Below are 25,956 nucleotides of genomic sequence, written 5' to 3'. Positions count from 1 at the left end.
CCACCACCCACCCACCCCCCGCCCCCCCCCCCCCCCGCTCTACTCACCCCCCCCGCGGCGGCCCCCGGGCGGGGGGCCGCCCGGGCCGGGGGGCGCCCTCGGCCCGGCCGACCTGGCCGCGCTGGCCAGCGCGGGGGAGCTCGCGTTGCGGATCCGCGAGACCCTGGCCGAGCACCGGCGGCGCGAGGCCCAGCTCACCGCGCTGTTCGCCACCGCGAGCGAGCTGGCCGCGCTGTCCGATCCGGACACCGTGCTGCGCTCGATCGTCCGGCGGGCACGGGCGCTGCTCGGCGTCGACGTCTCCTACCTCAGCCTGAACAACGAGGCCGAGGGCAAGACCTACATCCGGGTCAGCGACGGCTCGGTGTCGGCGGAGTTCCAGCAGATCGTGCTCGGCATGGGCGAGGGCCTCGGCGGGCTGGTCGCGCAGACCGCGCGGCCTTATGCGACGTCGGACTACTTCAACGACGACCGGTTCAACCACACCCGGCACATCGACTCCGGGGTCCAGGACGAGGGCCTGACCGCGATCCTCGGCGTACCCCTGGCCATCGGCCCGAAGGTGCTCGGCGTGCTCTTCGCCTCCGACCGCGCCGCGCGGGAGTTCTCCGCGGACGAGGTGGCGCTGCTGTCGTCGCTCGCCGACCACGCGGCGATCGCCCTGGACAGCGCGAACCTGCTCGACCAGACCCGCCGCGCGGTCGCCGAGCTCAACGAGGCCAACGCGACGATGGAACGCGCCGAGGACGCGCACGACCGGCTGACCGACCTCGTGCTGCGCGGGGGCGACCTGCCCGACGTGGCCGACGCGGTCGCCGACGTGCTGCACGGAAACCTCACGGTGTACGACGCCGACGGCACACTCCTGGCGAGTTCGGCCGCCCCGGTCCCGCTCGACCCGGACGCGCTCGCCGCGGCCCGCAGCAGCGGGCGTGCAGTATCCACAAAGGACAACTGGGTGTGCGCGGTGCAGGCGGGTCCCGAGCTGCTCGGCAGCCTGGTGCTGGCCGGCCGCGCCGGGCTGAGCGACCCCGACCGGCGGTTGTTCGAACGCGCCGGCGTCGTGACGGCACTGCTGCTGATGTTGCGGCGGTCGGTGGTGCGCGCCGAAGACGAGGTCCGCGGCGAGCTGCTGACCGACCTGCTCACCGCCCCCGGCCGCAATCCCCGGGCGCTGCTGGCCCGCGGCCGCCGGCTCGGGATCGACCTGTCGGCCCCGCACGCGGTCCTGGTGGCGCACGCGGACGGCGGCTCGCGGCGACGGCTGGCGAGCGCGGCCGCGCGGCACGCGACGCTGGTCGGGGTGCACGCGGAGGAGGTGGTGCTGCTCGCCGCGGGCGACCCGGACGAGCTGGCCCGCCGGGCGGCGGCCGACCTCGGCTCGGTGACCGGCCGCCCGGTCACCGTGGGCGCGGCGGGCCCGGCGAGCGGGCCGTCGGCGATCGCGGACGCCCACGCGGAGGCGGCGCGTTGTGTCCGCGCGCTGCTGGCGCTCGGCCGGACGGGCGAAGGTGCGGCCATGACGGGGCTGGGGTTCCTCGGTCAGCTCCTCGGGGACCGCGCGGACCTGGACGCGTTCGTGCGGCAGACGCTGGGTCCGGTCCTCGACTACGACGAGCGCCGCGGCACCGAGCTGGTCGCGACGCTGCGGGCCTACTTCGCGAACGGGTCGCAGCTGGCGCGCACGAAGGACGTGCTGCACGTCCACGTGAACACGGTGGTGCAGCGGCTGGAACGGGTGGCGTCCCTGCTGGGGGAGGACTGGCAGGCGCCGGACCGGTCCTTGGAGATCCAGCTGGCGCTGCGGCTGCACCGCCTCGGTGCGCCTCGGTGATTTCTTCGAGAATGCCGCGGACCAGTACCCGTTGAGCTGCTCGGCAGTCCGGGCGCCCGCCGCCTGGCCCTAGCGGACCACGGCGCGGCCGGGCATGGTTGGAGCCACGGAAACCACAATCGACGGGGGTCTCATGAAGAAATTCGAAAGCGCACTCGCGGCGGCGTTCGAGGTCGGCCCGGTCGCGGTACCCGGGCTGGCGATCGACCAGCTCGACGGCCGGCCGGGCACCGGGGCCGGCCCGGTGCCGATTTGTTACACCTGGCTGGCGGACCCGGTTCGCCCCTCGGTCAGCCCCTGCCTGGCGACCGCGATCGCCGGGTGACCGACCCCCGGAAGTCCCCCGTCCGGCCCTGATGCACCGGTGACGCTGTCAGCACAATGGAAGTTGACAAGCAGCGACATCGAGGGGGAATTCGTGCGCACATTCACCACTGCACTCGAGGCGGCTTTCGGAACGGGGACGGCTGCGATGCCGGAGCTGAAAGTCGATCAGTTCGACGGCCGGCCGGTGTCCGTTCCCACGTCCGCCACCTGCTACTGCAACGCGGATGAATGGGCGCACGCGAAAGCCTGCGTCACCCGCTTGGCCGAGGCGGTCGAGGGGGACAGGACCTGCTACTGCCGGGTCGAGCTTCCCGAGCCGGTGGCCGCGATCGCCGGGTGACCGAACCGTCCCTGCCGGTCGTCGGGTTCAAGCGGCACCTCAGTACTGCCGTGGTGCCCGGCGACGCGGCGTACGTGCTGTCCGAAGAGGGCACGACGGCCCTGAGCGGCCCGCACGTGGAGTCCCTGGTCCCGTTGCTCGACGGCACCAGGGACCTCGCGGCGCTGCGGCGAGAGCTGCCCGCCGATGTCCCCGCCGAAGAGGCTTCGAGCGTGTTGACCCGCTTCGCCGAAGCCGGGCTGATCGGCCTGCGGACCGCGGCTCCCGCGCCTGAGGCGGCCTATTGGGACGCCGTGGGCGCCGACAGCGAAGCCGCGATGGCCGCCGTCGAGCGGGGCCGGGTCGCACTGATCGGCGGGAATCCCGCGGCGGCGGAGGCCCTGCGCTCAGCCGGGCTCACCGTGGTCGAAGACGAAGCCGACCTGTCTGTCGTGCTGTGCCACGACTACCTCGACCCGCACCTGTCCGAAGTGGACGCCGAGCACCGCGCTGCCGGGCGGCCGTGGCTGCCGGCCAAGACCCTCGGGGCGCAGGTGTGGATCGGCCCGTTCTTCACCCCCGGCGACGGCCCGTGCCGGCACTGCCTGGCCGCGCGGCTGTGGGGCAACCGGCCCGCCGAGGCCCACGTCCGCGCCGCGCTCGGCCTGCCCGGTCCGTTGCCGCGCCCGGAAGTGACGCTCACCCCGCTGACCGCCGTCGCGCTCAACCTGGTCGCCCTCGAAGCCGTCAAGTGGCTGGCCGGACAGCGGTACCCGGGGCAGCGGGCCCTGTGGACGTTCGACAGCCGCGACCTGACCGGCGAGCGGCACGAGGTGCGGGCCCGTCCGCAGTGCCCGTCCTGCGGCCACCCGGACCTGGTGCGCGAACGGACGCGCCGGCCGGTCGTGTTCGAGTCCCGTCCCAAGGCCCACACCGACGGCGGCGGGCACCGCGCGTTGCCGCCGGAGGAGGTGCTCGACACCTACCGGCACCTGGTCAGCCCGCTGACCGGGGTCGTCAAGGAACTGCGCCGCGACACGCGCGGCCCGGCTCTGTTCAACTCGTTCCGGTCGGGACCGAACATCGCGCTGGGCCGGCGCGGCGCCGACCGGCTGCGCACGGCGCTGCGCGGCCAGAACGGCGGCAAGGGCGTCACCCCGATCCAGGCCGAGGTGGGCGCGCTGTGCGAGGCCCTCGAACGGCACAGTGGCCACTACGACGGCGACGAAGAACGGGTGCGCGCCGGCTTTCGCGAGCTGGGCGACAAGGCGGTGCACCCGGACACGTGCCAGCTGTTCCACGACCGCCAGTTCGCCGACCGGGCCCGCAGCAACGCGAGCCACGGGCCGTTCCAGTTCGTCTGCGAACCGTTCGACGAGGACGCGGTGTGCGACTGGACGCCGGTGTGGTCGCTCACCCGCGGCGAGCACCGGCTGTTCCCGACCTCCCTGCTGTACTTCGGCGTGTCCGGGCCGCCGTCCCTGCTCGCCGACTCCAACGGCAACGCCGCGGGCGGCACCCTGGAGGACGCGGCGCTCCAGGGGATGCTCGAACTCGTGGAACGCGACGCCGTCGCGCTGTGGTGGTACAACCGCACGCGGCACCCGGCGGTCGACCTGGACGCGTTCGGCGACCCTTGGATCGCCGAGCTGCGCGAGGTGTACGCGGGCCTGGGCCGCGAGGTCTGGGTCCTCGACGTGACCTCCGACCTCGGGGTGCCGGTGCTGGTCGCCCTGTCCCGGCAGACCGGCGGCCCCCGCGAGGCGATCATGCTGGGGTTCGGCGCGCACCTCGACCCGGCCGTCGCCCTGCGGCGCGCGCTGACCGAGCTGAACCAGATGATGCCCGCGGTCCTCGACGGCTGGGACGGCGGCGACGACCCGGACGCCGTCCGGTGGCTGCGGGACGCGACCGTGGCCACCGAGCCGTACCTCCTCCCGGATCCCGCCCTCGGCCCGGCCCGCCTCACGGACGCCTCCTCGCCCGACCTCCTGACGGACCTCAAGCTGGTGCAGGCCAGGCTCGAAGCCGCCGGGCTCGAAGTGTTCCTGCTCGACCAGACGCGGCCCGATATCGGCCTGCCCGTGGTCAAGGTGATCGTGCCCGGCCTGCGGGGGTTCTGGGCGCGGTTCGCGCCCGGGCGCCTCTACGACGTGCCGGTGCGGCTCGGCCGCCTGGCCGAGCCGACCGCCTACGAAGACCTCAACCCGATGCGGATCTTCCTCTAGCACTGCCCGTCGGCGAGCACCCAGTAACCCGGTGACGTCTCCCGCAGGGCGTGGATCGTGAAGGTGTTCCACAACCCCATGGCCTGGTTCGAACCGTTCGCGTAGGTCTGCCCGCCGCTCTGGTGCGCGCGGCCCGCCTGGGTGTGGGCGTAGTTGCCGGCGCTCACGCACGTTCCCGGCTGAACGGTGGTGGTGGTCGTCGGCGGCACGGCCGTCGTCGTGGTCCCGGAGCCCTTGTCCAGCCCGAAGAACACGCCGGTGTGGTAGCTGGAGCAGATCCCGGCGAGGAAGTACGCGCCGGTGCTGCCGCACTGCGTGGTGCTGGTGCCGGGGTCGACGGCGGTGCCGTGGCCCATGCCCGCGATCGAGTACAGCTGGACCTTGTCCGCGTAGTTCGTCAGCGTCGTGCCGCCGGGCAGGGATTGCGTGCTCGTCGGCGTCTGGGAGACGCCGTGCACCGCCGTCCACTGGTCGCGCAGTTCGGTGCCGTTGACCGGGTAGACGGTGTAGTCGGCGGTGCCCAGCCAGATCGCGACGCGCGGCCACGGCCCGCCGTAGCCCGGGTACTGCGCCTTGACCTTCGACGCCCACTGCGCCGGCGTCAGGTGCTGGTCGTTCTGCTGGCAGTTCGTCGCTTCGACGACGCTGGTGGCGCACTGGGCGGGCAGCCCGGCGTTGATCCCGCCCGCGGCGAAGACGTCCGGGTACGCGGCGAGCAGGTCCGCGGTCATCCCGCCGCCGGCCGACAAGCCGGTGACGAACACGCGTGACCGATCCGAGCCGTGGTCGGCGACGGCCTTGTCCACCATGGACTTGACGGACGCGGCCTCGCCGTTGCCGCGGGTGTCGTCGGCGGTGGAGAACCAGTTGAAGCACTTCATCGAGTTGTTCGCGGTCGACTGCTGCGGGAACACGACCTCGAACCGCCAGCGGTCGGCCAGCGCGGGCCAGCCCGAATGGGCGTAGTAGTCCGCGGCGCTCTGCGTGCAGCCGTGCAGCGCGACGACCACCGGACGGCCGGCCTCGAGCCCGGCCGGGGTGTAGGTGTACATCGCCAGTGCGCCGGGATTGGCGCCGAAGGACGGTACCTGGACGAGGGACGACGGCGGCGGGTCGGCGGCGGCCACCCCGACGGTGGTGAGCACGGCGGCGGTGATCGCGGCGAGTCCCGCGAAGGCGAGTTTGCGCATGGTGAGTTCCTTCTCGTCGTTGAGAGGGGCCCCAGCGACGCTAAAACGGCTCCGGAGTTCAGACCATGTGGCCGTCCACCACATCGCCGACGCGATTCATGGTGACCGGCGGGGTGGCTCCCGGGCGCCGCACACGCTTGGGTTCGGTCCATCGGAACAGGCGGAGGTGAACCGTGCGGGGTTGGCTGGCTTTGGTTCTGGCGGGAGCGCTCGCGGCAGCGCTGCCCGCTTCGGCGTCGGCTTCGGCCGGGCGCTGCCGGGTGGACGTGCCCGGCGCCGAGAAGTCCGTGTCCGGGTGCCTCGACGACCTGACGACGACCGGCACCGTCGTGTCCGGGCACACCGTCGAAGCCGATTGGGCGGGGCTGACGTCGGCGGGGCTGCCCGCTTTCCGCGGGGTGCCCGGCGTCCAGGTGGACGGGTACTTCCCGGACACGTCGACGGCGAACACCAACCACGGCTGGAACCACGACGCGCAGTTCGTGCTGCGCCTGCCGGACCGGTGGAACGGTGGCCTCGTCGTCTCCGGCTCGCCCGGCGTGCGGCGCCAGTACGCGAACGACCGCGCGATCGGCGACCAGGCGCTGGCGGAGGGCTACGCGTTCGCCGCGACCGACAAGGGCAACACCGGCGCGGCGTTCTTCACCGACGGCGTCCGGCCGGGGGACGCGCTCGCGGAGTGGAACTCGCGCGTCACGCAGCTGACGCTCGCCGCCCGCGCCGCTGCGGCTCGGCACTACGGCCGTCCGGTCACGAAGACGCTGGCCGCCGGGCTGTCCAACGGCGGGTACCTCGTGCGGTGGCAGCTGGAGAACCGGCCGTGGCTCTACGACGGGGGTGTCGACTGGGAGGGGACGCTGTGGCGGGCCGACGGGCCGAACCTGCTCACCTTCCTGCCGCCGGCCCTGCGCGCATACCCGGCGTACGCGGCGGGATCCCCGGCGGCGCACCAGTCCATTTTGGACGCCGGGTTCGCGCCGGGGTCGGAGTTCCTGTGGGACTACCACTACCGGGTCTACTGGGACCTGACCCAGCGGATCTACCGCGAGGAGGTCGACCCCTCGTTCGACGGCTCGCTGCCGGGCGGAACCCCGTTCTGTGCTTCGGGAACGCCGTCTTGTGACGCCGACTACGAATATTCCGCCCGGCCTGCTCCGGTCGCGCGGGCGGTGGAGCGGATCTCCTTGACCGGGCGGATCGGCAAGCCGCTGCTGACGCTCCACGGCACGCTCGACACGCTGCTGCCGATCACGCGCGACTCCGACGTCTACGACCGGATGATCACGTCCGCGGGGCGCGGGGCTTTGCACCGGTACTACCGGATCGAGGGGGGCAACCACGTCGACGGGCTCGTCGACCAGTACCCGGACCGGCTGCGCCCGCTGGGCCCGTGCTTCCGGACGGCGTTCGACGCACTGGCGGGGTGGCTGCGCGGGGTGCGTCCGCCGGCCTCGGCGACGATCGCCCGCCCCGCCGGGGCGACCCCGGCGGAGCTGGCGCGCACCTGCTCGCTCGGCTGACCGGCAAAGCCGTGAATGCCACCTTCACGGACGTAAAGTCTCTGAAGGTGGCATTCACGGCCTGGGGTCAGTCGCCCTTGATGAGGTGGTTGGCCAGTACCGGGCTGAACGTGCCCGCCGGGATGCCCGAGCCGTAGCCGCAGCTGCCGTCGGAGTCGCCGGGCACCTTGATCCACAGCTGCATCTCCGGGCCGCCGCCGAGCTGGGACGCCGCGCCCAGCTTGCGCTTCGGCGGGTTGCACCACTCGGAGTCCGTGCCGTGGCCGTTGCCGTTGCGGCTGCTGTCCACCACGAACGGGGCCGCGTAGCCCAACGCCGCGTCGACCGCCTTGCCGTACGTCGTGGACTCGGCCGTCGTGTAGAAGTTGGACACGTTCAGCACGAACCCGTGGACGGACTGCACGCCCACCGACTTCAGCCGCGCGGCCATCGTCGCGGCCGGGATCCACGTGGCGTTGCCGCCGTCCAGGTACGCCCAGGTGTTCGGGGCCTTCTGGGCGAACTGCGTCGCGGCGTACTTCAGCAGGTCGATCCGCGTCTGGCGCGCGTCGCCGGGCAGGCAGTCGAGCTGGGCGAGCGCGTCCGGCTCGATGACGACGATCGCCGGTTTGCCGCCGATGCCGTCGGCGAACGCGGAGATCCAGTCGCGGTAGGCCTGCGGGCTGCCGGCACCGCCGGTCGACTCGCCGCCGCAGTCGCGGCCCGGGATGTTGTAGGCGACCAGGACGGGCAGCTTGTCGGCGACGTCGGCGGCGTAGGTGAACTTGTCGACCGCCGCGCGGACGTCGCCGCTCCAGTTGCCGAACCAGCGGGCGCCGGGCTTGGTCGCGATCGACGTCCGGATCGGGGCCGCGAGGCTGTCGCCCGGGTGGTCGCGGACCCAAGCTGCCGCGTTCGAGTCCGGATCGACGTAGAAGCCGTTCGTCTTGTCGAGCGGATTGCCGTCCGCGGCGAAGGCCGGGGACACGGGGGCGAGCCCGGTGAGCGCCAACGCGGCGGCCACGAGCCAGGTCGGAATGCGCATTTCCCGAGTATGCCGCGACGACGTACACGAATCGTACAAAAATGCGGGTGAACCGGATCGAACCAGCGTCCGTATTACCGGGTGAGGGGCGCGGTCTACCCGCCGCGAAACCCGCGCTGACCTGCGATGTAGCGTCCGAACGGTCGACCCCGTTCGGCCGCTTGCGGGAGTGTCGCCCGTCATTCATGATGGGCTTCGGGGTTCGCGAAATTCGTCGAAGTCGAATAGCCAGGTGTCGGCCATGCTGCGGAAGAACCGTCTGTCCGGAAGTGAACGTCATGCTGCTGCTACCTGTGCCCGGGGCCCGCTGATGGCCGCCAACCTGCTGGGCCTCACGATCGTCGCCGGGCTGCTGTTGCCGGCCTTCGCCGCCGCGGCTTGGGCGATCACCCTGGAACGGCGTCCGCGCCGGTCCGCGGCCGTGCCGGAGCCGGAACCGGACTTCACCGTGGCCGGCATCCGGTCGCGCCTCCGGCAGGAGCACGCGGCGCGGCAGCTCGCCAACGCCGGCACGGTGGCCCTGCCGACCCTGCCGATTCCCGCGCAGACCCGCCGCGAGCCCGCCCCGGACCGGCTGCCGTGGCGCGTGGCCGGCACGCTGCCCCCATCGCGCCCGGCGACGGCCGGGATGCGGGCCCCGCAGTTCGCGTTCGCGGCCCCGGACACGGACCTGATGCAGCGCATCCTGGAGGGCTTGCGCAAACTGGACTGACCGCCGGTGCGCGACGAGCCGCGGCGGTCACGGTCCCAGAGCCGCGGGGGACTCGGCCTCCGGGATCAGCAGCCGGGGGGTGCCCGAGCCATCGGCCGGGACCGACCAGACGTCCGCGTGGCCCGGGCCGCGCGGGAGGCCGTAGCCGATCGTGTGGTCGTCGAGCCAGGCGGGCTGGTCGTCGACGCTGCGGGTCTCCGCCAGCGGCGTCACCTTCGAAGCCGCCAGGTCGAGCACCGACAGCCGCCAGCCGTGGGCCGGGTCGCCGTCCACGGCGGACTTGAACGCCACCCGCGTCCCGTCCGGGGACAGGGACGGGCACTCGACGTTCTCCCGCAGCGTGCGCACCGTGTGGGCGGCGAAGTCGCCCGCGACCAGGTAGCGGCGGCCGGCCGTCGACATCGTCGCGTAGAAGTGGCGGTCGTCGCGGGTGAACGTGACGCCCCAGAAGTTGAGGTCGGCGGCCTGGTACGGCCGGCCGTCGAGCGTCACCGCGTAGTCCTCCAGCGTGCCCGCCAGGTCGCCGGTCGCGGTGTCGAGGATGCCGGCGCGGGTGGAGAACATGCCGCCGTTGTACGAGTCGCCGGTGACGAACACCGTCCACGCGAGCATCCGCCCGCTCGCCGATACCCGCGCCCGGTTCGGCAGCCCGACCAGCGGGATCTCCCGCCGCGAGCCCAGCTCGGCGTCGAGCACCACGAGCTGGTAGGTGGTGAGGTCGCCGTCGGGGCGCAGGCAGAGCCCGGTGCCGCCGGCGGCGTACAGCCGGGTGCACGACAACGGCGACACCGTGCGCGGGCCGCCGGGGTCCGCCACGGCCACCGTGGCGACGTGCCCACGGTCGGCGTCGGCGGTGCTGCGGAAGAGCAACCGCAGGCCGGGGGAGAGGCGCACCACGCCGGTCGCGGTGACGTCGTGGTTCCGCGCGCTCGCGAACCCGACGTAGGCGACCGCCGCCCCGGCCAGCACGAGCACGCCGGCGACCGCGATGAGGATCCGGGTTCTCACGCCGTCACCTTCCGCGGGGAAAGCACCGCGAACGTCACGCCGATCGCGACCACGGCTCCGCCCGCCGCGACGGCGATCGCGAGCTGCGCGCCCCAGAACTGCCACGCGAGTCCGAAGAGGACGGACGAGGCGAAGTACGCGAGCGCCTGTGCCGTCTGGACGAGGGAAATCCCCGTGGTGCGCAACGACTCCGGCAGCAGCGGGCCGGCGAGCGCCATCAGGACGCCGTCGGTCGCCGCGTAGAACGCGCCGTACAACGCGAGCGCGAGCACGAACAGCGGCCAGCCCGACACCGGCCCGGCCAGCAGCAGGTACACCAGCGCCAGCGCGCCGTAGCCGCCGAGCACCACCGGCAGCCGCCCGACCCGGTCCGCGAGTACGCCCAGCGGCGCGGCGAGCAGCAGGTAGCTGAGGTTCGTGCCGACCGCGAGCAGCGGGAACCAGCCGGTGGCGATGTCCTCCTTGTGCTGCAGCAGCAGGTAGACGAACCCGTCGCCGACCGTGGCCAGCCCGAGCACGCAGGCCGCCACCAGCAGCCGCCGCACCCCGCTGCCGCGCAGCAAGGCCGCCGCCGCGCGGGGCGAAACCGGGTTCGCGGGCCGCGGGGTCCGGCGGTCGCGGACGAACAGCACCAGCAGCAGCACGCCGATCGCGGCGACGCAGAAGCTGACGACGAACACGGCGTCGAACGCCTCGGGGTTCGTGGCGCCCACCGAGGCCAGCACGGCGAGCGCGACCAGCGGTCCGGCGAACGCGCCCATGCTGTCCATCGCCCGGTGCACGCCGAACGCCCGCCCGAGCAGCGGCTCGGGCGCCGACGGCGTGATCAGCGCGTCCCGCGGCGCCGTCCGCAGGCCCTTGCCGGTGCGGTCGAGCGTGATCACCGCGCCGATCGCGGTCGCCGACGCCCCGGCCACGAGCAGGCCGAGCTTCGCCACCGCGGACAGCGCGTAGCCGGCGCCGGCCACGACCTTGCGCCGCCGGACCCGGTCGGCGACGTACCCGCCGACGATCCGCAGCAACGCCGTCGCGCCGGTGTAGAGGCCGTCGACCAGCCCGTACGCGGCGGGACTCAGGTGCAGCCCGAGCACCAGGTACACCGGCAGGACCGCGGTGACCATCTCCGAGGAGACGTCGGTGACCAGGCTGACGGCGCCCAGGGCGAAGACGTTCGCGCCGACCGCCGAGAGCTTGCCCTTCCCGGCGTGCTCCGGAACGACCCTGCTGGTGGACAGGTACACGCGGCTATTGCCACACGTCGAGGATCGGCGACTTGCTCGCGGCGTTGCCGATGCCCGGCAGGCCGTAGGACGCCTCGATCGTGCGCAGCACGGTGTAGTGGTTGATCGACTCGCTGTAGCTGCCGACCTTGACGTGCGCGCCGGTGAACGTCGTGAAGATCTGGTTGACCGACGTGCCGCTGTCCTCGTCGAAGGTGACGATCAGCAGGCTGTTGTGCGTCTTGGCCCACTGGGCGTAGGCGTCGAGGTGGTTCTTCAGCCAGGTGTCACCGGTGCCGACCGAGCAGTCGTGCATGTCGTTGCACATGTCCGGCGTCACGAAGGCGACGGTGGGCAGCCGGGTGAAGTCGGTGGGGAAGCCGGAGTTCCGGAGGTTGCTCGCGGCCGGGACGTTCGAGAAGTCCACCCAGCTGTTGTGCTTGCGCCGGTAGGTGCCGCTGGAACAGCCGGTGTAGCCGTCCGAAGGCATGGCCTCGGAGTAACCGGTGAAGGTCTTGCCCGCGTCGATCAGCTGCCGCCCGAGGTTGGCTTTTGCGCCGAGGTTGGCCGGGCAGCCGTCGTCGGTGACGCCCTGCGTGGCGCCGGAGAAGAGGGCGACGTAGTTCGGCTGGCTCGGGTGCGTGATCGCGAAGGAGTTCGTGAACTTCGCGCTCTGCGAGGCGAGGGAGTTGAAGTAGGGCGCGCTGGAACTGCCGTTGATCGAGGAGTACTTCTTGTTCTCGAACATCACCAGGACGATGTGGTCGAACGCCGGCACCGTGGCCGCGGTGGGCCGGATCGCTGTGGGTTCGTCCGTTCCGGTGACGACGGCGGCGGTGACCGCACCGGCGGTGACCAGGGTGGCCGCGGCGAGCGCGGCGAAGATCCGCTTGCGGATCATGGGTCCTCCAGCACTGAGGGGGTGGGCGCCTCATGGTGACCGCGGCAGGGGACCGGTTCGTGAGGTGCTGTGGTCCGGTTCGTGAACACCAGGAAACCTCCGGCGGACAACAAAAAGAGTGGGTGAACGACTTTCCGGTGTCAACCTCCTTTGGTGGGTAGGGGATCTGACAGGTCGCTCCCAGCTCGTTCAAAGGAACGGCGCCGACACTCGGTCCCATGGAACCCATCACCCCAGGAGGGGCCGCTCGCCGCGAGCACGGGCGCCGCAAGGCCGCACTGGCCACGGCGGCCGCCGCGGTGCTGGGTGCGGCCGCGGTCGGCGCAATCGGCTTCGGCCTCTCGTCGGCTTCGGCGGACACCACGCAGAGCGACTCCACGTCCACCGATTCGACCGATTCGACCGACCAGCTCCAGGCGCCGGACAGCGGTTTGAGCGCCGGTTCCGGCCACGCGCACACCGGCTCGGGTGCGTCATGACGACGGCATTTCCGGCGCTGGGCACCACCGCGGAGATCGTGGTGACCGACCCGGCGCGGCTGGGGCAGGCGGTCGCCCTGCTGCAGGAGGAACTGGCCGCGATCGACGCGGCGTGCAGCCGGTTCCGCGCGGACTCGGAGATCTCCCGGCTGCACGAGGCGGCGGGACGGCAGGTCCGGGTGAGCCCGTTGCTGGCGGAGGCATTGGCGGTGGCGTTCCGCGCGGCCCGCCTGACGGACGGCTTGGTCGACCCGACGGTGGGGGAGGCGGTGCGGACGCTGGGGTATGACCGCGATTTCGCCTCGGTGGCCGCTGATCGGGACATGGTGAGCGCTTTCAGCGGCGAGCCCGGTTCTGCCGCTGACCGGTACGCCGGAGGTGGCCCGCCGGCTGAGCGGGTGGGCGGGGCTCTGCGTTGCGAGCCGGACTTCGACTCTGACCGGCACCCGGCGCCGTCCTCCTCCGCCGAGTCCGCTGCACCCGTGCCCGTGCCCGTGCCCGGCTGGCACCGAGTCCTCTTCGACCCCGTCCGGCGGCTCGGCTCGTCGTCCTCCCGCGGGGTGTGCACCTCGACCTCGGCGCGACCGCGAAGGCGCTCGCCGCCGATCGGGCGGCCCGCCGGATCCACGCCGTCGTCGGCTGCGGGGCGCTGGTGAACCTCGGGGGCGATCTGCGCGCCGCCGGTCCCGCGCCGTCCGGGGGCTGGCAGGTCGCGCTCGGCGATGACCACGCCGTAGCCGTCGTCCGGCCGGCGGCCACCGTCGCCCTCCACCGGGACGGCGCGCTCGCCACCTCCGGGACCACCCGGCGGCGCTGGCGCCGCGGCGGCCGGACCGTGCACCACATCGTCGATCCGCGCACCGGCGACGTGCCCGAGGCGCGCTGGCGCACCGTCACCGTCGCCGCCAAATCCACTGTGGACGCCAACACCGCGAGCACCGCGGCGATCCTCCTCGGGGCGGACGCACCCGGCTGGCTCGAGCGGAGACGGCTGCCCGCCCGGCTCGTCGGCGTCGGCGGCGACGTCGTCACGACGCCCGGCTGGCCCGGGGAACGGAAAGCGGCATGAGCTCCGCGGTGTGGTACTTCAGCCGCGCGACCGGGCTCGTGTCGCTGGTGCTGTTCACCGGCGTCGTCGTGCTCGGCGCGCTCGGCGCCGGCCGGTTCGCCACGCGCGAATGGCCGCGGTTCGCCGTCGCCGCGGTGCACCGGAACCTCGCGCTGACCAGTGTCGCGTTCCTCGCGGCGCACATCGCGTCGGCGATCCTCGACGGCTACGTCCCGCTGGGCTGGCTCGACGCCTTCGTCCCGTTCGGCGCGGGCTACCAGCCGCTGTGGGTCGGCCTCGGCGCCGTCGCGATCGACCTGCTGCTCGCGATCGTCGTCACCAGCCTGGTGCGCACCCGCCTCCCGGCGCGGGCGTGGCGCGCGGTGCACTGGCTGGCTTACCTGTGCTGGCCGGTCGCGCTGGCCCACGGGTTCGGCATGGCCGAAGACGACGCCGCGTACGGCTGGATCGTCGCTCTCGACGCGCTGTGCGTGCTGGCCGTGCTCGGCGCCGCCGGCTACCGCGCCACGCGCGCCGACCCCCGCCCGTTCGCTCCCCTGGGAGGTACCCGATGAGCATCCTGCCCCCGCACCGGCTGGACCTGGCCGGCCACCGGCGCCGCAACGGCGTCGTGCCGTGGGTGGCCTACCACGGCGACGACGGCCGCGACCGGCTGATCGAAGCCGTCGCGGCGGCGGACCTGCGCGGCCGCGGCGGCGCGGGCTTCCCGACCGCGGTGAAGCTGCGCGCGGCCCGGTCGAGGCGGTCCATCGTCGTCGCGAACGGATGTGAAGGCGATCCGCTCAGCCGGAAAGACGTCGCGCTGCTCACGCTGTCGCCGCACCTCGTCCTCGACGGCCTGCAGCTCGCCGCGCACGCGACCGGCGCCGTCGAAACCGTCCTCTGCGTGCACGCGGGCAGCCCGGCGCTGCCGAGCGTCGCCGCGGCCCTCGCCGAGCGCGACGACCAGGTGCCGGTGCGGCTCGCGGAGGTCCCGCGCCGGTACGTCGCCAGCGAGGAGACCGCGCTCGTGCGCTACCTGACGTCCGGGGACGCGCGGCCCCTCGGCAAGCGGCCCCGGCCCGCCGAACGCGGGGTGCGCGGGCGGCCGACATTGGTGTCCAATGTGGACACGATGGCTCAGCTGGCTTCGGTGGTCCTCCTCGGCCCGCAGCACTATCGCGCGTCCCGCACCGAGCTCGTCACGGTGACCGGTGCGGTCCGGCGCCCCGGGGTCGTCGAGGTGACCGCGGGGGCGTCGCTGGCCGCGCTGCTGGCTGCGGCGGGCGGCGAAGCGGAGCCGGTGCAGGCGGTGCTCGCCGGCGGTTTCGGCGGGACCTGGACGGCGGATCCCGAGGGTGGCCTGACGGGGATTCCGGCCGTCTACGCGCTGCCGGTGCGTGCCTGCGGGCTCGAGTACACCGCGAAGGTGCTGGCGTTCCTGGCGGCCGAGTCGGCCCGGCAGTGCGGACCGTGCCGGTTCGGCCTGCCGGCGATCGCGGCGGACTTCGCGGAACTGGTCCGCGGCGGCCCGGCGACGGACCGGCTGGCCCGCCGCCTCCCGCTGCTCACCGGCCGCGGCGCGTGCGCCCACCCCGACGGCGCGGCCCGCCTCGCGGCGAGCGCACTGGAGGTCTTCGGCGCCGACGTCCGGGCCCACCAGGCCGGTGGCCGGTGCCGGATCCCGGCCGGTGTCGCATGAAGGTGACCGTGGACCCGATCGGCTGCCGGGCGCACGGGTTGTGCGCGGACCTGCTGCCGGAACTGGTGCGGCTCGACGAGTGGGGATATCCGGTGGTGGCAGCAGGCCCGGTGCCGGCGGACCTGGTGGCCGAAGCCCGCCGCGCGGCCGCGGCGTGTCCCGCGCTGGCGTTGCGGCTGCGGAAGGAATGAGCGGCGTTTGGAGCATCCACGTTCGCCGACGGCCCGGTGCTCGGGGTGATCGGCACGCCGCACGGGACAGCTGCCGGCGAGCCGGCGCGGTAATCCGGTCGTGCGGCCGCGGGTGAGCCGTTACCCTCCGGCACCATGGACGGTGGTGGGGAACGGATGATCCGGGAAGCCCGCGACGACGACTGGCCCGGGATCCGGCCGATCATCCACGACGTCGTCACCGAACAGCAGACGTTCGCCTACGACCCGGCGATGGCCGAGCGGGACGCGCGGCGGATGTGGTTGCTGGACCCGCCGGCGCGGGTGGTCGTCGCCGTCGACGGGGACCGGGTGACGGGAACCGCGAACATGTACGCCAACCGGCCCGGGCCCGGCAGCCACGTCGCCTCCGGCAGCCTGATGGTCGCGAAGGAGGCCCGCGGCGCCGGTGTGGGGCGAGCCCTCACCACCGACCTGATCGGCTGGGCCCGGCGGAGCGGGTTCGCGGCGATCCAGTTCAACGCCGTCGTCGAGGTGAACCTCGCCGCGATCCGGCTCTACGAGAGCCTGGGGTTCGTGACGCTCGGAACGGCACCCGGCGCGTTCCGCCACCCCACCGAGGGTGACGTCGGGCTCCGCATCATGTGGCTGGACCTGCGGTGAAGTGGCCCGCTCAGCTGCTCGCCGCCAAGGCGGTGCTCGAGGACTGCTACGCCCCGGACTGATCGAACGGCCGGCCGGTCCAGGCGACGACGTGCTTGCGGACGCCGTCGGCGTCGATCGGTCCCTCCGCATCCGGGTGCGGGGCCACCGCCCGCCAGGCGTCCAGGACCTCCTCCGATTCCCAGTGTTCGAGGATGTTCACCCGGCGCGGGTCGACGGAGTCGGGTGAAATCGACACGTCCAGGCAGCCGGGGTGCGCCCGCGCCCGTTCGACGACGACGCGGAACCCGTCCACCAGGCGATCGCGGTCGGCGGGGTCGACGTACACCGGTCCGGCGATGATCACGGTCATGAAGTTGGTCCTTTCCGAGGCCCTGTTCACCTCACCGACGAACGGCGCACAGGCAATCCGACACCGGGCGGCGATCAGTTCGCGTCGCGTCGGGAATCGTGTCCTGCCGGGCCGGTTCGGACAGTTCTTCGGCGAAGATGGTGTCGATCTTCCGGGCCGCGGTCCGCAATTGCGCGACGCCGGCGCCGAGCAGCACGAACGCGGCGGCCGGCGCGACGAGCAGCGCGGGCGGCCACCCGAAGCCGACGACGGCGCCGGCGCAGACCAGCGCGAAGATCAGGGAGACTGCCCGGGCGGCGACCCGCGGCCACGCGGGACGGGGCTTGGCGTGCCGGCCGCGCAGCGTGTGGAGAACCGGCCGCGCGACGGCAGCGTGGACACTCATCCAGACCTCCGGAAATCTCGTCGAACCGGCCGGAAGGGGATTTCCGGCGGTGGCGCCGGCGCGCGACAACGCGCGGACGGCACGTGGAGGGTGTCGGGCGGAAGGGGGCTGCGGTTACCTGTCGTTATTGGTTCGAGTCCCCATTCACGGAATTGCATTACCGGCTGTTTCGGACGGTTTTCCGCACCAGGGTCGTTGGACCCGGATCCGTTCGCCGGAGGTCCCGTGCCGCCGCCTCAGGAGTCGTGGCCGAGGCCCTTGCCTTTGCCCTTGCCGGGGTTGTCGGTCTTCTCGGGCTTGTCCTGCTTCGGTGCCGGACCGGTGGCGGCCGGAGTTTCGTGGGTGACGGCGGCGGGTTCGAGCGAAACCGGTCCGCTGGTGCTCGGCTGTGCGTCCGGGCCCCCGCGTCCGGCGCGCGGCGCCGAGGTCCCGGATTCGGCGAGCGCGGTGGACGACGAAGGTGGGGAAGAAGCGGCCGGGGAGTTCGCGGCGGGCGGCTGGCCGGGTGAGCTGGTCCCGGGTTCCTGTTCGACCAGCAGCATCGCCCCCACGGCAGCCACCGCGGCGGCGGTCAACCCGGCGGCCGCGGCCAGCCGACGGCGTTTCGGGCGGCCGGCGGGAGGTGCGGTCGCGGGGGCGACGTGGTGGAGGTGGGTCGGGGCGTCGGCGGACGGCATGCCGGCGAGTCGGCTGCCCGGGGCCGAGGTCGGGTCGTGGTGTGCCTGGTCGGCGGGGGTTTCGCCGGCTGGGGGCCCATCGCGGTGCCCCAGGCTGGAGGCCGAGGTCGGGTCGTGGTGTGCCGGGTCGGCGGTCGAGGTCGCGTCGTGGTGCACCGGGCCCGCGCTCGACGCCCCGGCGGCCGCTGCCGGGCGGCGCCGCCACCGCGGGCTGCGCTCGGTTCTGCTCCACGGCAACGTCGGCGGCGGGGCGTGGAGCATGTCCAGCACCTTCGCGGCCGTCGGCCGGTCGGCGGGCTTGCGCTGCGTCATCCGGCGGAGCGTGTACCCCAGCGCGGCGGGCGCGTCGTCCGGGATGCGGGGCGGCCTGGTCAGCCGGGCCATCGCCGCCTCGACCATCGTGCCCGGGTACTCCCGTTGTCCCGTCAGGCATTCCAGCAGGATCAGGCCGAGGGCGTACACGTCCGCGGGCGGGCCCGCCGGCTCGCCGGACACCTGCTCCGGCGCCAGGTACGCCGCCGTGCCGGGGATCAGGCCGGTGCCGGTGATGTGGGTGGCGTCGAGGGCGTGGGCGATGCCGAAGTCGCCGATCAGGGGACCGTCCGCGGACAGGAACACGTTGGCCGGCTTCAGATCGCGGTGCACGATCCGCCGCGCGTGGACGTGGGCCAGTGCCCCGGCCAGCCCGTCGGCCAGCGCCGTCACGTCCGCCGCCGGCATCGGGCCGCCCAGCAGCCGCTCGGCCACGGTCTCGCCCTCGACCAGCTGCATCACCAGGTACGTCCGGCCGTGCTCGGTGCCGCTGTCGAGCAGCGCCACCACGCCGGGGTGGCTGATGCTGCCCTGGATCGTCATTTCGCGCAGCCGGCGGCGCTGGTCGAGCGCCACCGCGTCCCGGTCGTAGATCTTGACCGCGACCTCGCGGGTCAGCCGCACGTCGTAGGCGCGGTAGACGCGGGCTGTGCCGCCGCTGCCGATCAGCCTGCCGACCTCGTACCGGCCGCCCAGCAGCCCGGGCGGCCGCTCGTCGTCGAGGGCCTGGCGCGGGGTGATGGAAAATTCACCGAGCGCGTAACGGCTACGCGTGACATCCGCCTCGTCACTCGTCGGCGGCTGCCCCGTTCTCCCGGCTTTGTCGGCCACGGGCGGCAGATACCCCGGCCCGGTGACCGGCAAACGTCGGAAGATCACGAACAAAGTATCGTCCGGCGCCCCGCCGATGTGACATTCAGGTCGCGATCACCGGCTGCGCGAACGCGTCCACGCCGGTGAGCTGCGCCGACAGCGTCCACAGGCGTGCGGCCTGCTCGCGGTCGACGGCGTACCGGCGCACGCCCGAAGCGGCGAGCCCCTCGGCGTCCTCCGGCGCGAGGTCGGCGACGTCGCAGTCCTCCAGGTACAGCCCGCCGAGCCCGGCCAGCTGGGGCGACGTCGCGGCCCAGACGGTGGTCGCCGCGCCCTGCTCGGGGGTCTTGAACTCCACCAGGTAGTTCCCGGCCTCGTCGATCCAGCCCCGTTCGATCATTTCTTCCCGGGGCAGGTGCCGCTGCAGCGGCGTCATGATGCCGCCGGGGTGCAGCGCGAACGCGTGGACGCCCTTTCCGGCGCCCAGCTCGTCGAGCCGGACGGCGAACAGCACGTTGGCCGTCTTGGCCTGCCCGTAGGCCTGCCACTTCTCGTAACCGTTTTCGAAGTGGACGTCGTCCCAGCGGATGGGCGAGTAGTGGTGGCCACGCGAGGACAGCGAGACCACGCGGGCGCCCTCGGCGATCGCCGGCCACAGCCGGTTGACCAGCGCGAAGTGGCCGAGGTGGTTGGTGGCGAACTGCGCCTCCCAGCCCGGGCCGACGCGGGTCTCGGGGCAGGCCATGATGCCCGCGTTGGCGATGAAGAGGTCGATCCGCCGTCCGGTCGCCAGGAAGCGCTCCGAGAAGGCACGGACGCTCTCGAGCTCACCCAGGTCCAGCTCGTCGACCTCGACGTTCTCGATGCCGTCGAGCGCTTCTTCGGCGGTCGCGCGGCGGCGCGCCGGGACGACGACGTGGGCGCCGGCGCCGGTCAGCGCGCGGGTGGTTTCGAGGCCGATCCCGGAGTACCCGCCGGTGACGACGGCGAGCTTCCCGGTGAGGTCGACGCCTGCGACGGCTTCGGCGGCCGTGGTGGTGGCGCCGAAGCCCGAACCGATCTTGTGCTGTGCGGTGGTCATGTCTTCGACGTTACGAGCTGGAGTGCACTCCAGCGCAAATCGCGGCCGGGCCCGAAACGGGGGACAATCGGGGGGAGAGGCGCAGCCGACCCAGGAAGGCTCTGATGTCCGACTACTACGGGAACCAGCCCCAGGACGTCCGCCCGGGCATCGACGCGCGCCGCCTGTGGGCGGGCGGCGTGGCGACGGCGGTGGTCGCGGCCCTGCTCGCCGTCGTCGGGCTGCTGATCGCGCGGGGGATCTTCGAGGTCGAAGTGCTCGCCCCAAAAGGCGAAGGCGTCTGGGGCAACGCGAGCACCACGACGTACGCACTGGTGGCCGCCGCGGTGGCCCTGCTCGCCACCGGGCTGATGCACCTGCTGAGCGTGGCGACGCCGGCGCCGTCCCAGTTCTTCGGCTGGATCATGGTGCTGGTCACGTTGATCGCCGTGGTGCTGCCGCTGACGCTGGCGGTCGCGCCGAGCGCGAAGATCGCCACGGCGGTGATCAACCTGGTGATCGGCCTGGTCATCGCCGCGGTGGTGAACAGCATGGCGACCAGCGCGCGGACGCTGCACCGGCGCCGCACCCAGCAGAGCGCCGCGCCGCCGCCCACCCGGCAGCAGTGGACCCAGGAGGACCCGCCGACCCGCTACTACGACCGGTGACCGTGGACATCCGGGAGACCAACCGCCGGGTGATCGAGCAGTTCCGGGCGGGCGGCGAGGTCGAGGGCATGCACCGGGAGCGCCTGGCGCTGCTGACGACGACGGGCCGGCTTTCCGGGGAGCCGCGTACCGTCCCGATGATGGTCCACCGCGACGGCGCGCGGTGGCTGGTGGTGGCGTCCAACGTCGGCGCGCCCCGGCACCCGGACTGGTACCTGAACCTCGAGGCCGACCCACGGGTCCGGGTGGAGGTGGACGGCCGCGGGTTCGACGCGGAGGCCCTGCCCCTGCTCGGCGCGGACTACGTGCGGACGTGGACGGAACTGGAGAAACACTACCCGTTCCTGGCCGATCACCAGGCGAAGGCCAGGCAGGCCAGACGGGTGATCCCGATCGTGGAGCTGTCCGAAGAGGACTGAACAAGTCCTCTTCGGACTGTCCTACTTGCTCGCCACCCGCCGGTACTGCGCCGTGGCCAGGGGCGCGAAGATCGCGATGATCGCCACGCAGCACAGGATCGCGTACAGCGCCGCGTTCTCCGCGGGCCAGCCCGTCGGCGGGGTCCCGAACCGGTTGCCGAACAGGTCCCGCGTCGCGTTGATCACCGCCGTGAACGGGTTCCAGTCCGCGATCGCCTTGAGGAACGCCGGAAGCGTGTCGGTCGGGACGAACGCCGAGGAGATGAAGCTCAGCGGGAACATCCAGACCAGCCCGGCGCTCTGGGCGACCTCGACGCTGCGCGCCGCCAGGCCGATCAGCGCGCCGACCCACGACAGCGCCCACGCGAACATCAGCATCACCAGGTAGCCGAGCAGGGCGTCCCAGAAGCTGCCGCGGATCCGCCAGCCGACCAGGAGCCCGCACAGCGACATCACGATCAGCGCGACCACGCTGACGACGAGGTCCGACGTCGTGCGGCCGAGGACCACCGCGATCCGGGACATCGGCAGCGAGCGGAACCGGTCGATGATGCCCTTCTGCAGGTCGTTGGCGAAGCCGATGACGGTGAACGCCGAGTTGAACGCCACCGTCTGGGCGAAGATGCCGGCGATGAGGAACTCGCGGTACGCCGCGCCGCCCGCTTCGCCGCCGATCGCGTTGCCGAAGACGTAGGCGAACAGCAGCACGAACATGATCGGCTGCAGGGTCGCGGCCATCAGCCAATCGGGGTTGCGGCGGACGTTCATCAAGTTGCGCCACGTGACGATGCCGCCGTCGGAGAGGCCCTTGGTGATCGCGTTCACTTCGCTGCCTCCTTGGTGGGCTCGGCGCCGTGGCCGGTCAGGGACAGGAAGACGTCGTCCAGTGTCGGCCGGTGCAACCCGACGTCCTGGACCGTGATGCCGTGGGAGTCCAACCGGCGCAGGGCCTCGATGAGCGCCTTCGGGCCGGTGTCGACGAGGATCTCGGCGCGCCGGGTGTGGTCGTCGCCGGACGGCTCGCCGGTGCCGACCTCGCGCAGGACGTCCAGGGTGATCGGCAGGTCCGCCGCCGAGGCGACGACCAGCTCGAGGCGTTCGCCGCCGATCTGCGCCTTCAGCTCGTCCGCGGTGCCGCGCGCGATCACCCGGCCGTGGTCGATCACCACGATCGAGTCGGCGAGCTGGTCGGCCTCTTCGAGGTACTGGGTCGTCAGCAGCACGGTGGTGCCGTCGGCCACGAGCTCCTTGATGACCGCCCACGTGTCGAGGCGCCCGCCCGGGTCGAGGCCGGTGGTGGGCTCGTCCAGCACGACGACGGCCGGCTCGGCGACCAGCGCGCCGGCCAGGTCGAGGCGGCGGCGCATGCCCCCGGAATAGCCCTTCGCCGGCCGGTCGGCGGCCTCGGCGAGCTGGAACCGCGCGAGCAGTTCCCGGGCGCGCGAGCGGGCCGCGGCCCTCCGCTTGCCGTAGAGCCGCCCGACCATGTAGAGGTTTTCGTACCCGGTGAGGTTCTCGTCGACGGCCGCGTACTGGCCGGACAGCCCGATCCGCTGCCGCACTTCGTCGGGCTCGGCCAGCACGTCGTAGCCGGCCACGTGCGCCGACCCCGAGTCCGGGCGCAGCAGCGTGGTCAGGATCCGCACGGTGGTGGTCTTCCCGGCCCCGTTCGGGCCGAGCAGGCCGAGCACCTGCCCGGCCGGGATGTCGAGGTCGACGCCGTCGAGCGCGCGGGTCGAACCATAGGTCTTCACGAGCCCGCGTACCCGGACGGCGACGTCCGGTTCCGGCTGTGGCATGTCGGCTCCCCTTCCGGTGACACCGACAAGCTAGGCCACGCCGTCCGGTTTGTCCTCCGGGTTTCTCCCGGGGAGTCCTTCAGTTCGCCGAAAGCGTGACGGCGAATTCAGGCGGTGTCCGCAGCGACTGGAACACGACGCAGTAACGCTCGGTCAGCTTCTTCAGGGTCGCCAGCTGGTCCTCGCTCGCGTCGGTGTCCAGATCGAACGACAGCCGGATGGCGCGGAAGCCCACCGGCGCGTCCTTCGCGACGGCGAGGGTGCCGCGGAAGTCGAGGTCGCCCTCGGCCCGGACGCGCCCGCCGCGGACGGTCAGGCCGAGCGACGTCGCCACGGCCCGCAGGGTCACCCCGGCGCAGGCGACGAGTGCCTCGAGCAGCATGTCCCCCGAGCACGCGAGGGTGCCGTCGCCGCCGGTCGCCGGGTGCAGCCCGGCCTCGACCACCGCGCGCCCGGTTTCGACCTTGCAGGAGACGCCGAGGCCGGCCAGCTCGGCGTCGGCGTGCAGGGTGACGAGCGCGCTCTCCGGCCGTTCCCGGTACTGCTCCTTCAAGGGCGTCTGGACCGCGCGCAGCTCTTCGGCATCCATGCGCCGATTCTGCCCCGGAAGACGAAGAAACGGGGAGGCCGGTTTTTCCGGCCTCCCCGCCTCAACGGTTCGCGTGCTTCAGCCTCAGCTCAGCGTGACGGCCGTGTCGTCGATGACGAACGACGTCTGCAGCGAGCTGTCCTCGGTGCCGGTGAACTTCAGCGACAGGGTCCCGCCGGCGGCCGACGAGACGTCGACCGTCTTGAGGACGTACCCGGACGCCTTGTTCAGGTTGGAATAGCTGGCCAGCGTGGTGCTGCCGTTGGTCACGGTCAGCTTGTCGTAGGCGGTCGTCGTGGTCGTCTCCGCCGAGTCGATGTGCAGGTAGAACGTCAGCGTGGCGTGGCAGCCCGCCGGGATGCTCACCGACTGCGCGAGCGAGTCGGTGTGCGCCGAGCCGTAGCCGTCCAGCCAGGCGTTGTACGTGCCGCCGTGCGCCGGCTGGTCGGAGCCGTTCTGCCCGATCACGCCGCTGCTGGCGGTCCAGCCGGAGGTGCCCGATTCGAAGTCGGCGTTGGCCAGCTTCTGGCCGGAGCAGCCGCCGGTGGTGCCGACGGTCCACGTGAACGACGCCGAGCCGGTCCGGTTGGCGCTGTCCTTCGCCGTCACCGTGACGTTCGAGGTGCCCGCGGTGGTCGCGGTGCCCGAGATCGTGCCGGTGGAGGCGTTGATCGACAGGCCGGCCGGCAGGCCGGTGGCCGACCACGTGTACGGCGCGGTGCCACCGCTGGCCGACAGCGCCAGGTTCACCGCACCACCGGTCGTGGTGGACTGGTTGCCCGGGTTCGAAACGGTGACCGTGCCGGTCGCCGAGCACGTCGGGTCGGCCGACTGCGCCGGCACGCTGATCGCGTCCCACGCCGCCTTGACGGTGTTGAACTCGGTGCAGCTGCCCGGGAACAGGTTCTTCGCCGCGGTCAGCGTCCAGGTGCGGTACTTCAGGTACGAGCTGCTGGAGGTCTTGAGCAGCATCGCGTTGTAGAAGATCTTCACCGCGGTCTGCACGCCGAGACCGGTGACCGTCGAGCTGTTGCACGTGGTGCTGGTCGGCTGCCCGTTGGTCGGGTTCGTGCCCTCGGCCAGCAGGTAGAACCAGTGGTTGCCGGGACCGGCGGCCGCGTGCACCTCACCGTTGGGGACCGAGCTGTCGTAGCAGTTCTTGTCGCCCAGCGCCGACGGGTTGTACATGTTGCGGATCGGGCCCGAGCCGACGAGGTTGACCTGCTCGCCGACCAGGAAGTCCGGCTTGTCGTAGGGGGCGGGCTCGTTCGCGAACCACTCGCTCGCCGCGCCGAAGACGTCGGCGACGAACTCCTGGGTGCCCGCGCCGGAAATCCCGCCCGGGGTGTGGTCGTCGATGCCGTGGCCGTGCTCGTGCGCCACGACGTCGATCGAGCCGATCCAGCCGCCGGCGGTGTTCTTGCCGATCTGGATCTGGCTGCCGTCGTAGTAGGCGTTCTGGTCGTTGAGGCCGACGCGGATCGGCCAGCCGCCGCCGTTGCCGTCGAACCCGTTGCGGCCCAGCCACTGCGAGAGCATCTTGTTCTCGGTCTGGGCGGCGAACAGCGCGTCGACGCAGCCGGTTTCGCGGTTGCTCGCGGTGCCGTTGCCCCAGAGGTCGTCCGGCCCGCTGAAGGTGGTGTTGCTGGCCGCGTCCTGGCAGGACGTGTTGGTGATGGCCGGGTCCTTCATCGTGTACGTGCTGCCCGAGTGCGTGGTGTCGAGGTGCACCGGGTTCGGCCCGTTCCACGCGCTGGTGCCGTCGCCGTTCATGACGTGCTCTTGGGTCTTGAGCACCTTCCCGGTGGTGGCGTCGACGACGACGTCGAGCCGGCTCGGGCCCTCGGCGTCGCGGCCGACGACGGTGCTCTTCCACGCCAGCGTCGGCGTGCCGAGGGCGTAGACGACCTGCTGCGCCGGGCTGACGCTGTCCACGGCGGACAGCTGCTGCCGCGCGGTCGCCTCGGCCGCGGCTTTCGAGACCTTCGCGTCGGTGGTGGCGAGGTCGATCGTCTGGTCCTGGGCGACGGAGGTGCCGAGCACCTGGCCCGTCGAGTCGGTCGCCACCACGAAGTCGCCGCCCACCACGGGCAGGCCCTTGTAGCTGCGCTCGTAGGGGATGTACTTCAGGCCGTTGGTCGAGGAAATCGCCTTCTGGGCCAGGAAAACGTCGTCCGCGCTGGCGTGCAGCGCGGCGGGCTTGCTCGCCACGAGCCCGGCCGCCGCCGACACGGCCATGGTCTGGGCGTCCTGGACGGCGTTCGGGGTGGCGGGCTGGGCCTGGGCGGTGGTGGTCGTGCACACCGCGGCGATCAGCGCGCCGCTCGCGGCCAAGACGAATGGACGTCTCAGTTGCATCGAGGGATCTCCTCCGGGCAGGGCGAACCGGCCCGGCGGCAAGGCCGGGCCGAGAACGGGGACGACGGGGAAAATGGTGCGGCTTAGCGGAAATCAGGATCCGGTGTGCAAGCCTCGTGAACAAGCGACGAACGTACGGACTTATCGGCAAGTCGCAATACATCCCAAATAGGACATTT

At 72.5% G+C, this 25,956-nt stretch carries 26 protein-coding genes and 1 pseudogene; 14 read left to right on the top strand and 13 right to left on the bottom strand.

All coding sequences use genetic code 11. The features are described 5' to 3' along the window. The first annotated feature begins 145 nt into the window (after positions 1–145). The 4 genes from AB0M80_RS34025 to AB0M80_RS34010 all read left to right on the top strand — a co-directional run bounded on the left by AB0M80_RS34025 (position 146) and on the right by AB0M80_RS34010 (position 4,708). The gene (locus AB0M80_RS34025) at positions 146–1,834 is read left to right on the top strand and encodes a GAF domain-containing protein (RefSeq protein WP_364573143.1); all 1,689 of its coding nucleotides are present in this window, start codon (positions 146–148) and stop codon (positions 1,832–1,834) included. A gap of 133 nt (positions 1,835–1,967) precedes the next feature. Continuing rightward, complete coding sequence (locus tag AB0M80_RS34020; RefSeq protein ID WP_364573141.1) at positions 1,968–2,159, top strand: hypothetical protein; 192 nt, start codon at positions 1,968–1,970, stop codon at positions 2,157–2,159. 39 nt (positions 2,160–2,198) lie between these two features. Continuing rightward, positions 2,199–2,501: a hypothetical protein gene (locus tag AB0M80_RS34015; protein ID WP_364573139.1), complete on the top strand. Its 303-nt coding sequence runs from the start codon at positions 2,199–2,201 to the stop codon at positions 2,499–2,501. After that, positions 2,498–4,708: a TOMM precursor leader peptide-binding protein gene (locus AB0M80_RS34010; protein ID WP_364573137.1), complete on the top strand. Its 2,211-nt coding sequence runs from the start codon at positions 2,498–2,500 to the stop codon at positions 4,706–4,708. The genes AB0M80_RS34015 and AB0M80_RS34010 overlap by 4 nt, the downstream gene beginning before the upstream one ends. Here AB0M80_RS34010 and AB0M80_RS34005 read toward each other — a convergent pair. Next, complete coding sequence (locus AB0M80_RS34005) at positions 4,705–5,898, bottom strand: PHB depolymerase family esterase (protein WP_364573135.1); 1,194 nt, start codon at positions 5,896–5,898, stop codon at positions 4,705–4,707. The genes AB0M80_RS34010 and AB0M80_RS34005 overlap by 4 nt on opposite strands. Positions 5,899–6,089: 191 nt before the next feature. On the opposite strand from AB0M80_RS34005, the gene AB0M80_RS34000 reads away from it, so the two are divergent. Further along, positions 6,090–7,418, top strand: coding sequence for a tannase/feruloyl esterase family alpha/beta hydrolase (locus AB0M80_RS34000; protein WP_364573151.1), 1,329 nt, complete (start codon positions 6,090–6,092; stop codon positions 7,416–7,418). A gap of 67 nt (positions 7,419–7,485) precedes the next feature. On the opposite strand, the gene AB0M80_RS33995 is transcribed toward AB0M80_RS34000, so the two are convergent. After that, positions 7,486–8,442, bottom strand: coding sequence for a glycoside hydrolase family 6 protein (locus AB0M80_RS33995; protein ID WP_364573133.1), 957 nt, complete (start codon positions 8,440–8,442; stop codon positions 7,486–7,488). Positions 8,443–8,752: 310 nt separating this feature from the next. On the opposite strand from AB0M80_RS33995, the gene AB0M80_RS33990 reads away from it, so the two are divergent. Continuing rightward, a complete protein-coding gene (locus AB0M80_RS33990) occupies positions 8,753–9,154 on the top strand; it encodes a hypothetical protein (RefSeq protein WP_364573131.1) in 402 nt (133 codons plus the stop codon). 27 nt (positions 9,155–9,181) lie between these two features. Here AB0M80_RS33990 and AB0M80_RS33985 read toward each other — a convergent pair whose 3' ends face one another. Genes AB0M80_RS33985 through AB0M80_RS33975 form a run of 3 tightly spaced genes read right to left on the bottom strand, consistent with a single transcriptional unit; the run spans position 9,182 to position 12,283 of the window. Further along, on the bottom strand, positions 9,182–10,162 hold the full coding sequence (locus tag AB0M80_RS33985) for a hypothetical protein (RefSeq protein WP_364573129.1): 981 nt from the start codon (positions 10,160–10,162) through the stop codon (positions 9,182–9,184). Next, positions 10,159–11,397 carry an MFS transporter gene (locus tag AB0M80_RS33980; RefSeq protein WP_364573149.1) on the bottom strand — a complete coding sequence of 413 codons (1,239 nt, stop codon included), beginning with the start codon at positions 11,395–11,397 and terminating at the stop codon, positions 10,159–10,161. The genes AB0M80_RS33985 and AB0M80_RS33980 overlap by 4 nt, the downstream gene beginning before the upstream one ends. 10 nt (positions 11,398–11,407) lie before the next feature. Further along, on the bottom strand, positions 11,408–12,283 hold the full coding sequence (locus AB0M80_RS33975; RefSeq protein ID WP_364573127.1) for an alkaline phosphatase family protein: 876 nt from the start codon (positions 12,281–12,283) through the stop codon (positions 11,408–11,410). Between the two features lie 218 nt (positions 12,284–12,501). On the opposite strand from AB0M80_RS33975, the gene AB0M80_RS33970 reads away from it, so the two are divergent. The 6 genes and pseudogenes from AB0M80_RS33970 to AB0M80_RS33945 all read left to right on the top strand — a co-directional run bounded on the left by AB0M80_RS33970 (position 12,502) and on the right by AB0M80_RS33945 (position 16,345). Continuing rightward, positions 12,502–12,762, top strand: coding sequence for a hypothetical protein (locus tag AB0M80_RS33970; RefSeq protein WP_364573125.1), 261 nt, complete (start codon positions 12,502–12,504; stop codon positions 12,760–12,762). Beyond that, positions 12,759–13,831 (top strand): annotated as a pseudogene (locus AB0M80_RS33965) (FAD:protein FMN transferase). The gene AB0M80_RS33970 and the pseudogene AB0M80_RS33965 overlap by 4 nt, the downstream one beginning before the upstream one ends. After that, positions 13,828–14,385 (top strand): ferric reductase-like transmembrane domain-containing protein, encoded by a 558-nt coding sequence (locus tag AB0M80_RS33960; protein ID WP_364573123.1) that lies wholly within the window; start codon positions 13,828–13,830, stop codon positions 14,383–14,385. Before AB0M80_RS33965 ends, AB0M80_RS33960 begins: the two are co-directional and overlap by 4 nt. Next, a complete protein-coding gene (locus tag AB0M80_RS33955) occupies positions 14,382–15,512 on the top strand; it encodes an NADH-ubiquinone oxidoreductase-F iron-sulfur binding region domain-containing protein (protein WP_364573121.1) in 1,131 nt (376 codons plus the stop codon). The genes AB0M80_RS33960 and AB0M80_RS33955 overlap by 4 nt, the downstream gene beginning before the upstream one ends. Then, on the top strand, positions 15,509–15,703 hold the full coding sequence (locus tag AB0M80_RS33950) for a ferredoxin (protein WP_364573119.1): 195 nt from the start codon (positions 15,509–15,511) through the stop codon (positions 15,701–15,703). The genes AB0M80_RS33955 and AB0M80_RS33950 overlap by 4 nt, the downstream gene beginning before the upstream one ends. 135 nt (positions 15,704–15,838) lie before the next feature. Further along, the gene (locus AB0M80_RS33945; RefSeq protein WP_364573117.1) at positions 15,839–16,345 is read left to right on the top strand and encodes a GNAT family N-acetyltransferase; all 507 of its coding nucleotides are present in this window, start codon (positions 15,839–15,841) and stop codon (positions 16,343–16,345) included. A 46-nt stretch (positions 16,346–16,391) separates the two neighbouring features. Here AB0M80_RS33945 and AB0M80_RS33940 read toward each other — a convergent pair whose 3' ends face one another. From AB0M80_RS33940 to AB0M80_RS33925, 4 genes are all read right to left on the bottom strand, one after another. Beyond that, a complete protein-coding gene (locus tag AB0M80_RS33940; protein ID WP_364573115.1) occupies positions 16,392–16,697 on the bottom strand; it encodes an antibiotic biosynthesis monooxygenase in 306 nt (101 codons plus the stop codon). 31 nt (positions 16,698–16,728) lie between these two features. Then, positions 16,729–17,082 carry a hypothetical protein gene (locus AB0M80_RS33935; RefSeq protein ID WP_364573113.1) on the bottom strand — a complete coding sequence of 118 codons (354 nt, stop codon included), beginning with the start codon at positions 17,080–17,082 and terminating at the stop codon, positions 16,729–16,731. A 236-nt stretch (positions 17,083–17,318) separates the two neighbouring features. Beyond that, a complete protein-coding gene (locus tag AB0M80_RS33930; RefSeq protein ID WP_364573111.1) occupies positions 17,319–18,950 on the bottom strand; it encodes a serine/threonine-protein kinase in 1,632 nt (543 codons plus the stop codon). 37 nt (positions 18,951–18,987) lie between these two features. Beyond that, positions 18,988–19,965, bottom strand: a complete 978-nt coding sequence (locus tag AB0M80_RS33925; RefSeq protein ID WP_364573109.1) for an SDR family NAD(P)-dependent oxidoreductase — start codon at positions 19,963–19,965, stop codon at positions 18,988–18,990. Positions 19,966–20,069: 104 nt separating this feature from the next. Between AB0M80_RS33925 and AB0M80_RS33920 the strand changes: the two genes are divergently transcribed. Next, positions 20,070–20,612, top strand: coding sequence for a DUF6069 family protein (locus AB0M80_RS33920; RefSeq protein WP_364573107.1), 543 nt, complete (start codon positions 20,070–20,072; stop codon positions 20,610–20,612). Beyond that, positions 20,609–21,031, top strand: a complete 423-nt coding sequence (locus AB0M80_RS33915) for a nitroreductase/quinone reductase family protein (protein WP_364573105.1) — start codon at positions 20,609–20,611, stop codon at positions 21,029–21,031. Before AB0M80_RS33920 ends, AB0M80_RS33915 begins: the two co-directional genes overlap by 4 nt. A gap of 21 nt (positions 21,032–21,052) precedes the next feature. On the opposite strand, the gene AB0M80_RS33910 is transcribed toward AB0M80_RS33915, so the two are convergent. The 4 genes from AB0M80_RS33910 to AB0M80_RS33895 all read right to left on the bottom strand — a co-directional run bounded on the left by AB0M80_RS33910 (position 21,053) and on the right by AB0M80_RS33895 (position 25,777). Further along, positions 21,053–21,856 carry an ABC transporter permease gene (locus tag AB0M80_RS33910; RefSeq protein ID WP_364573103.1) on the bottom strand — a complete coding sequence of 268 codons (804 nt, stop codon included), beginning with the start codon at positions 21,854–21,856 and terminating at the stop codon, positions 21,053–21,055. After that, a complete protein-coding gene (locus AB0M80_RS33905) occupies positions 21,853–22,830 on the bottom strand; it encodes an ATP-binding cassette domain-containing protein (RefSeq protein ID WP_364573101.1) in 978 nt (325 codons plus the stop codon). Before AB0M80_RS33905 ends, AB0M80_RS33910 begins: the two co-directional genes overlap by 4 nt. A gap of 79 nt (positions 22,831–22,909) precedes the next feature. Then, a complete protein-coding gene (locus AB0M80_RS33900) occupies positions 22,910–23,419 on the bottom strand; it encodes an OsmC family protein (protein ID WP_364573099.1) in 510 nt (169 codons plus the stop codon). Between the two features lie 84 nt (positions 23,420–23,503). Beyond that, complete coding sequence (locus tag AB0M80_RS33895; protein ID WP_364573098.1) at positions 23,504–25,777, bottom strand: M4 family metallopeptidase; 2,274 nt, start codon at positions 25,775–25,777, stop codon at positions 23,504–23,506. Between the last annotated feature and the right edge of the window lie 179 nt (positions 25,778–25,956).

Origin of the sequence: Amycolatopsis sp. NPDC051045 (genome assembly GCF_040682955.1) — a bacterium.
Classification (GTDB): Bacteria; Actinomycetota; Actinomycetes; order Mycobacteriales; family Pseudonocardiaceae; genus Amycolatopsis.
This window is presented reverse-complemented; position numbering and strand designations above follow the sequence as displayed.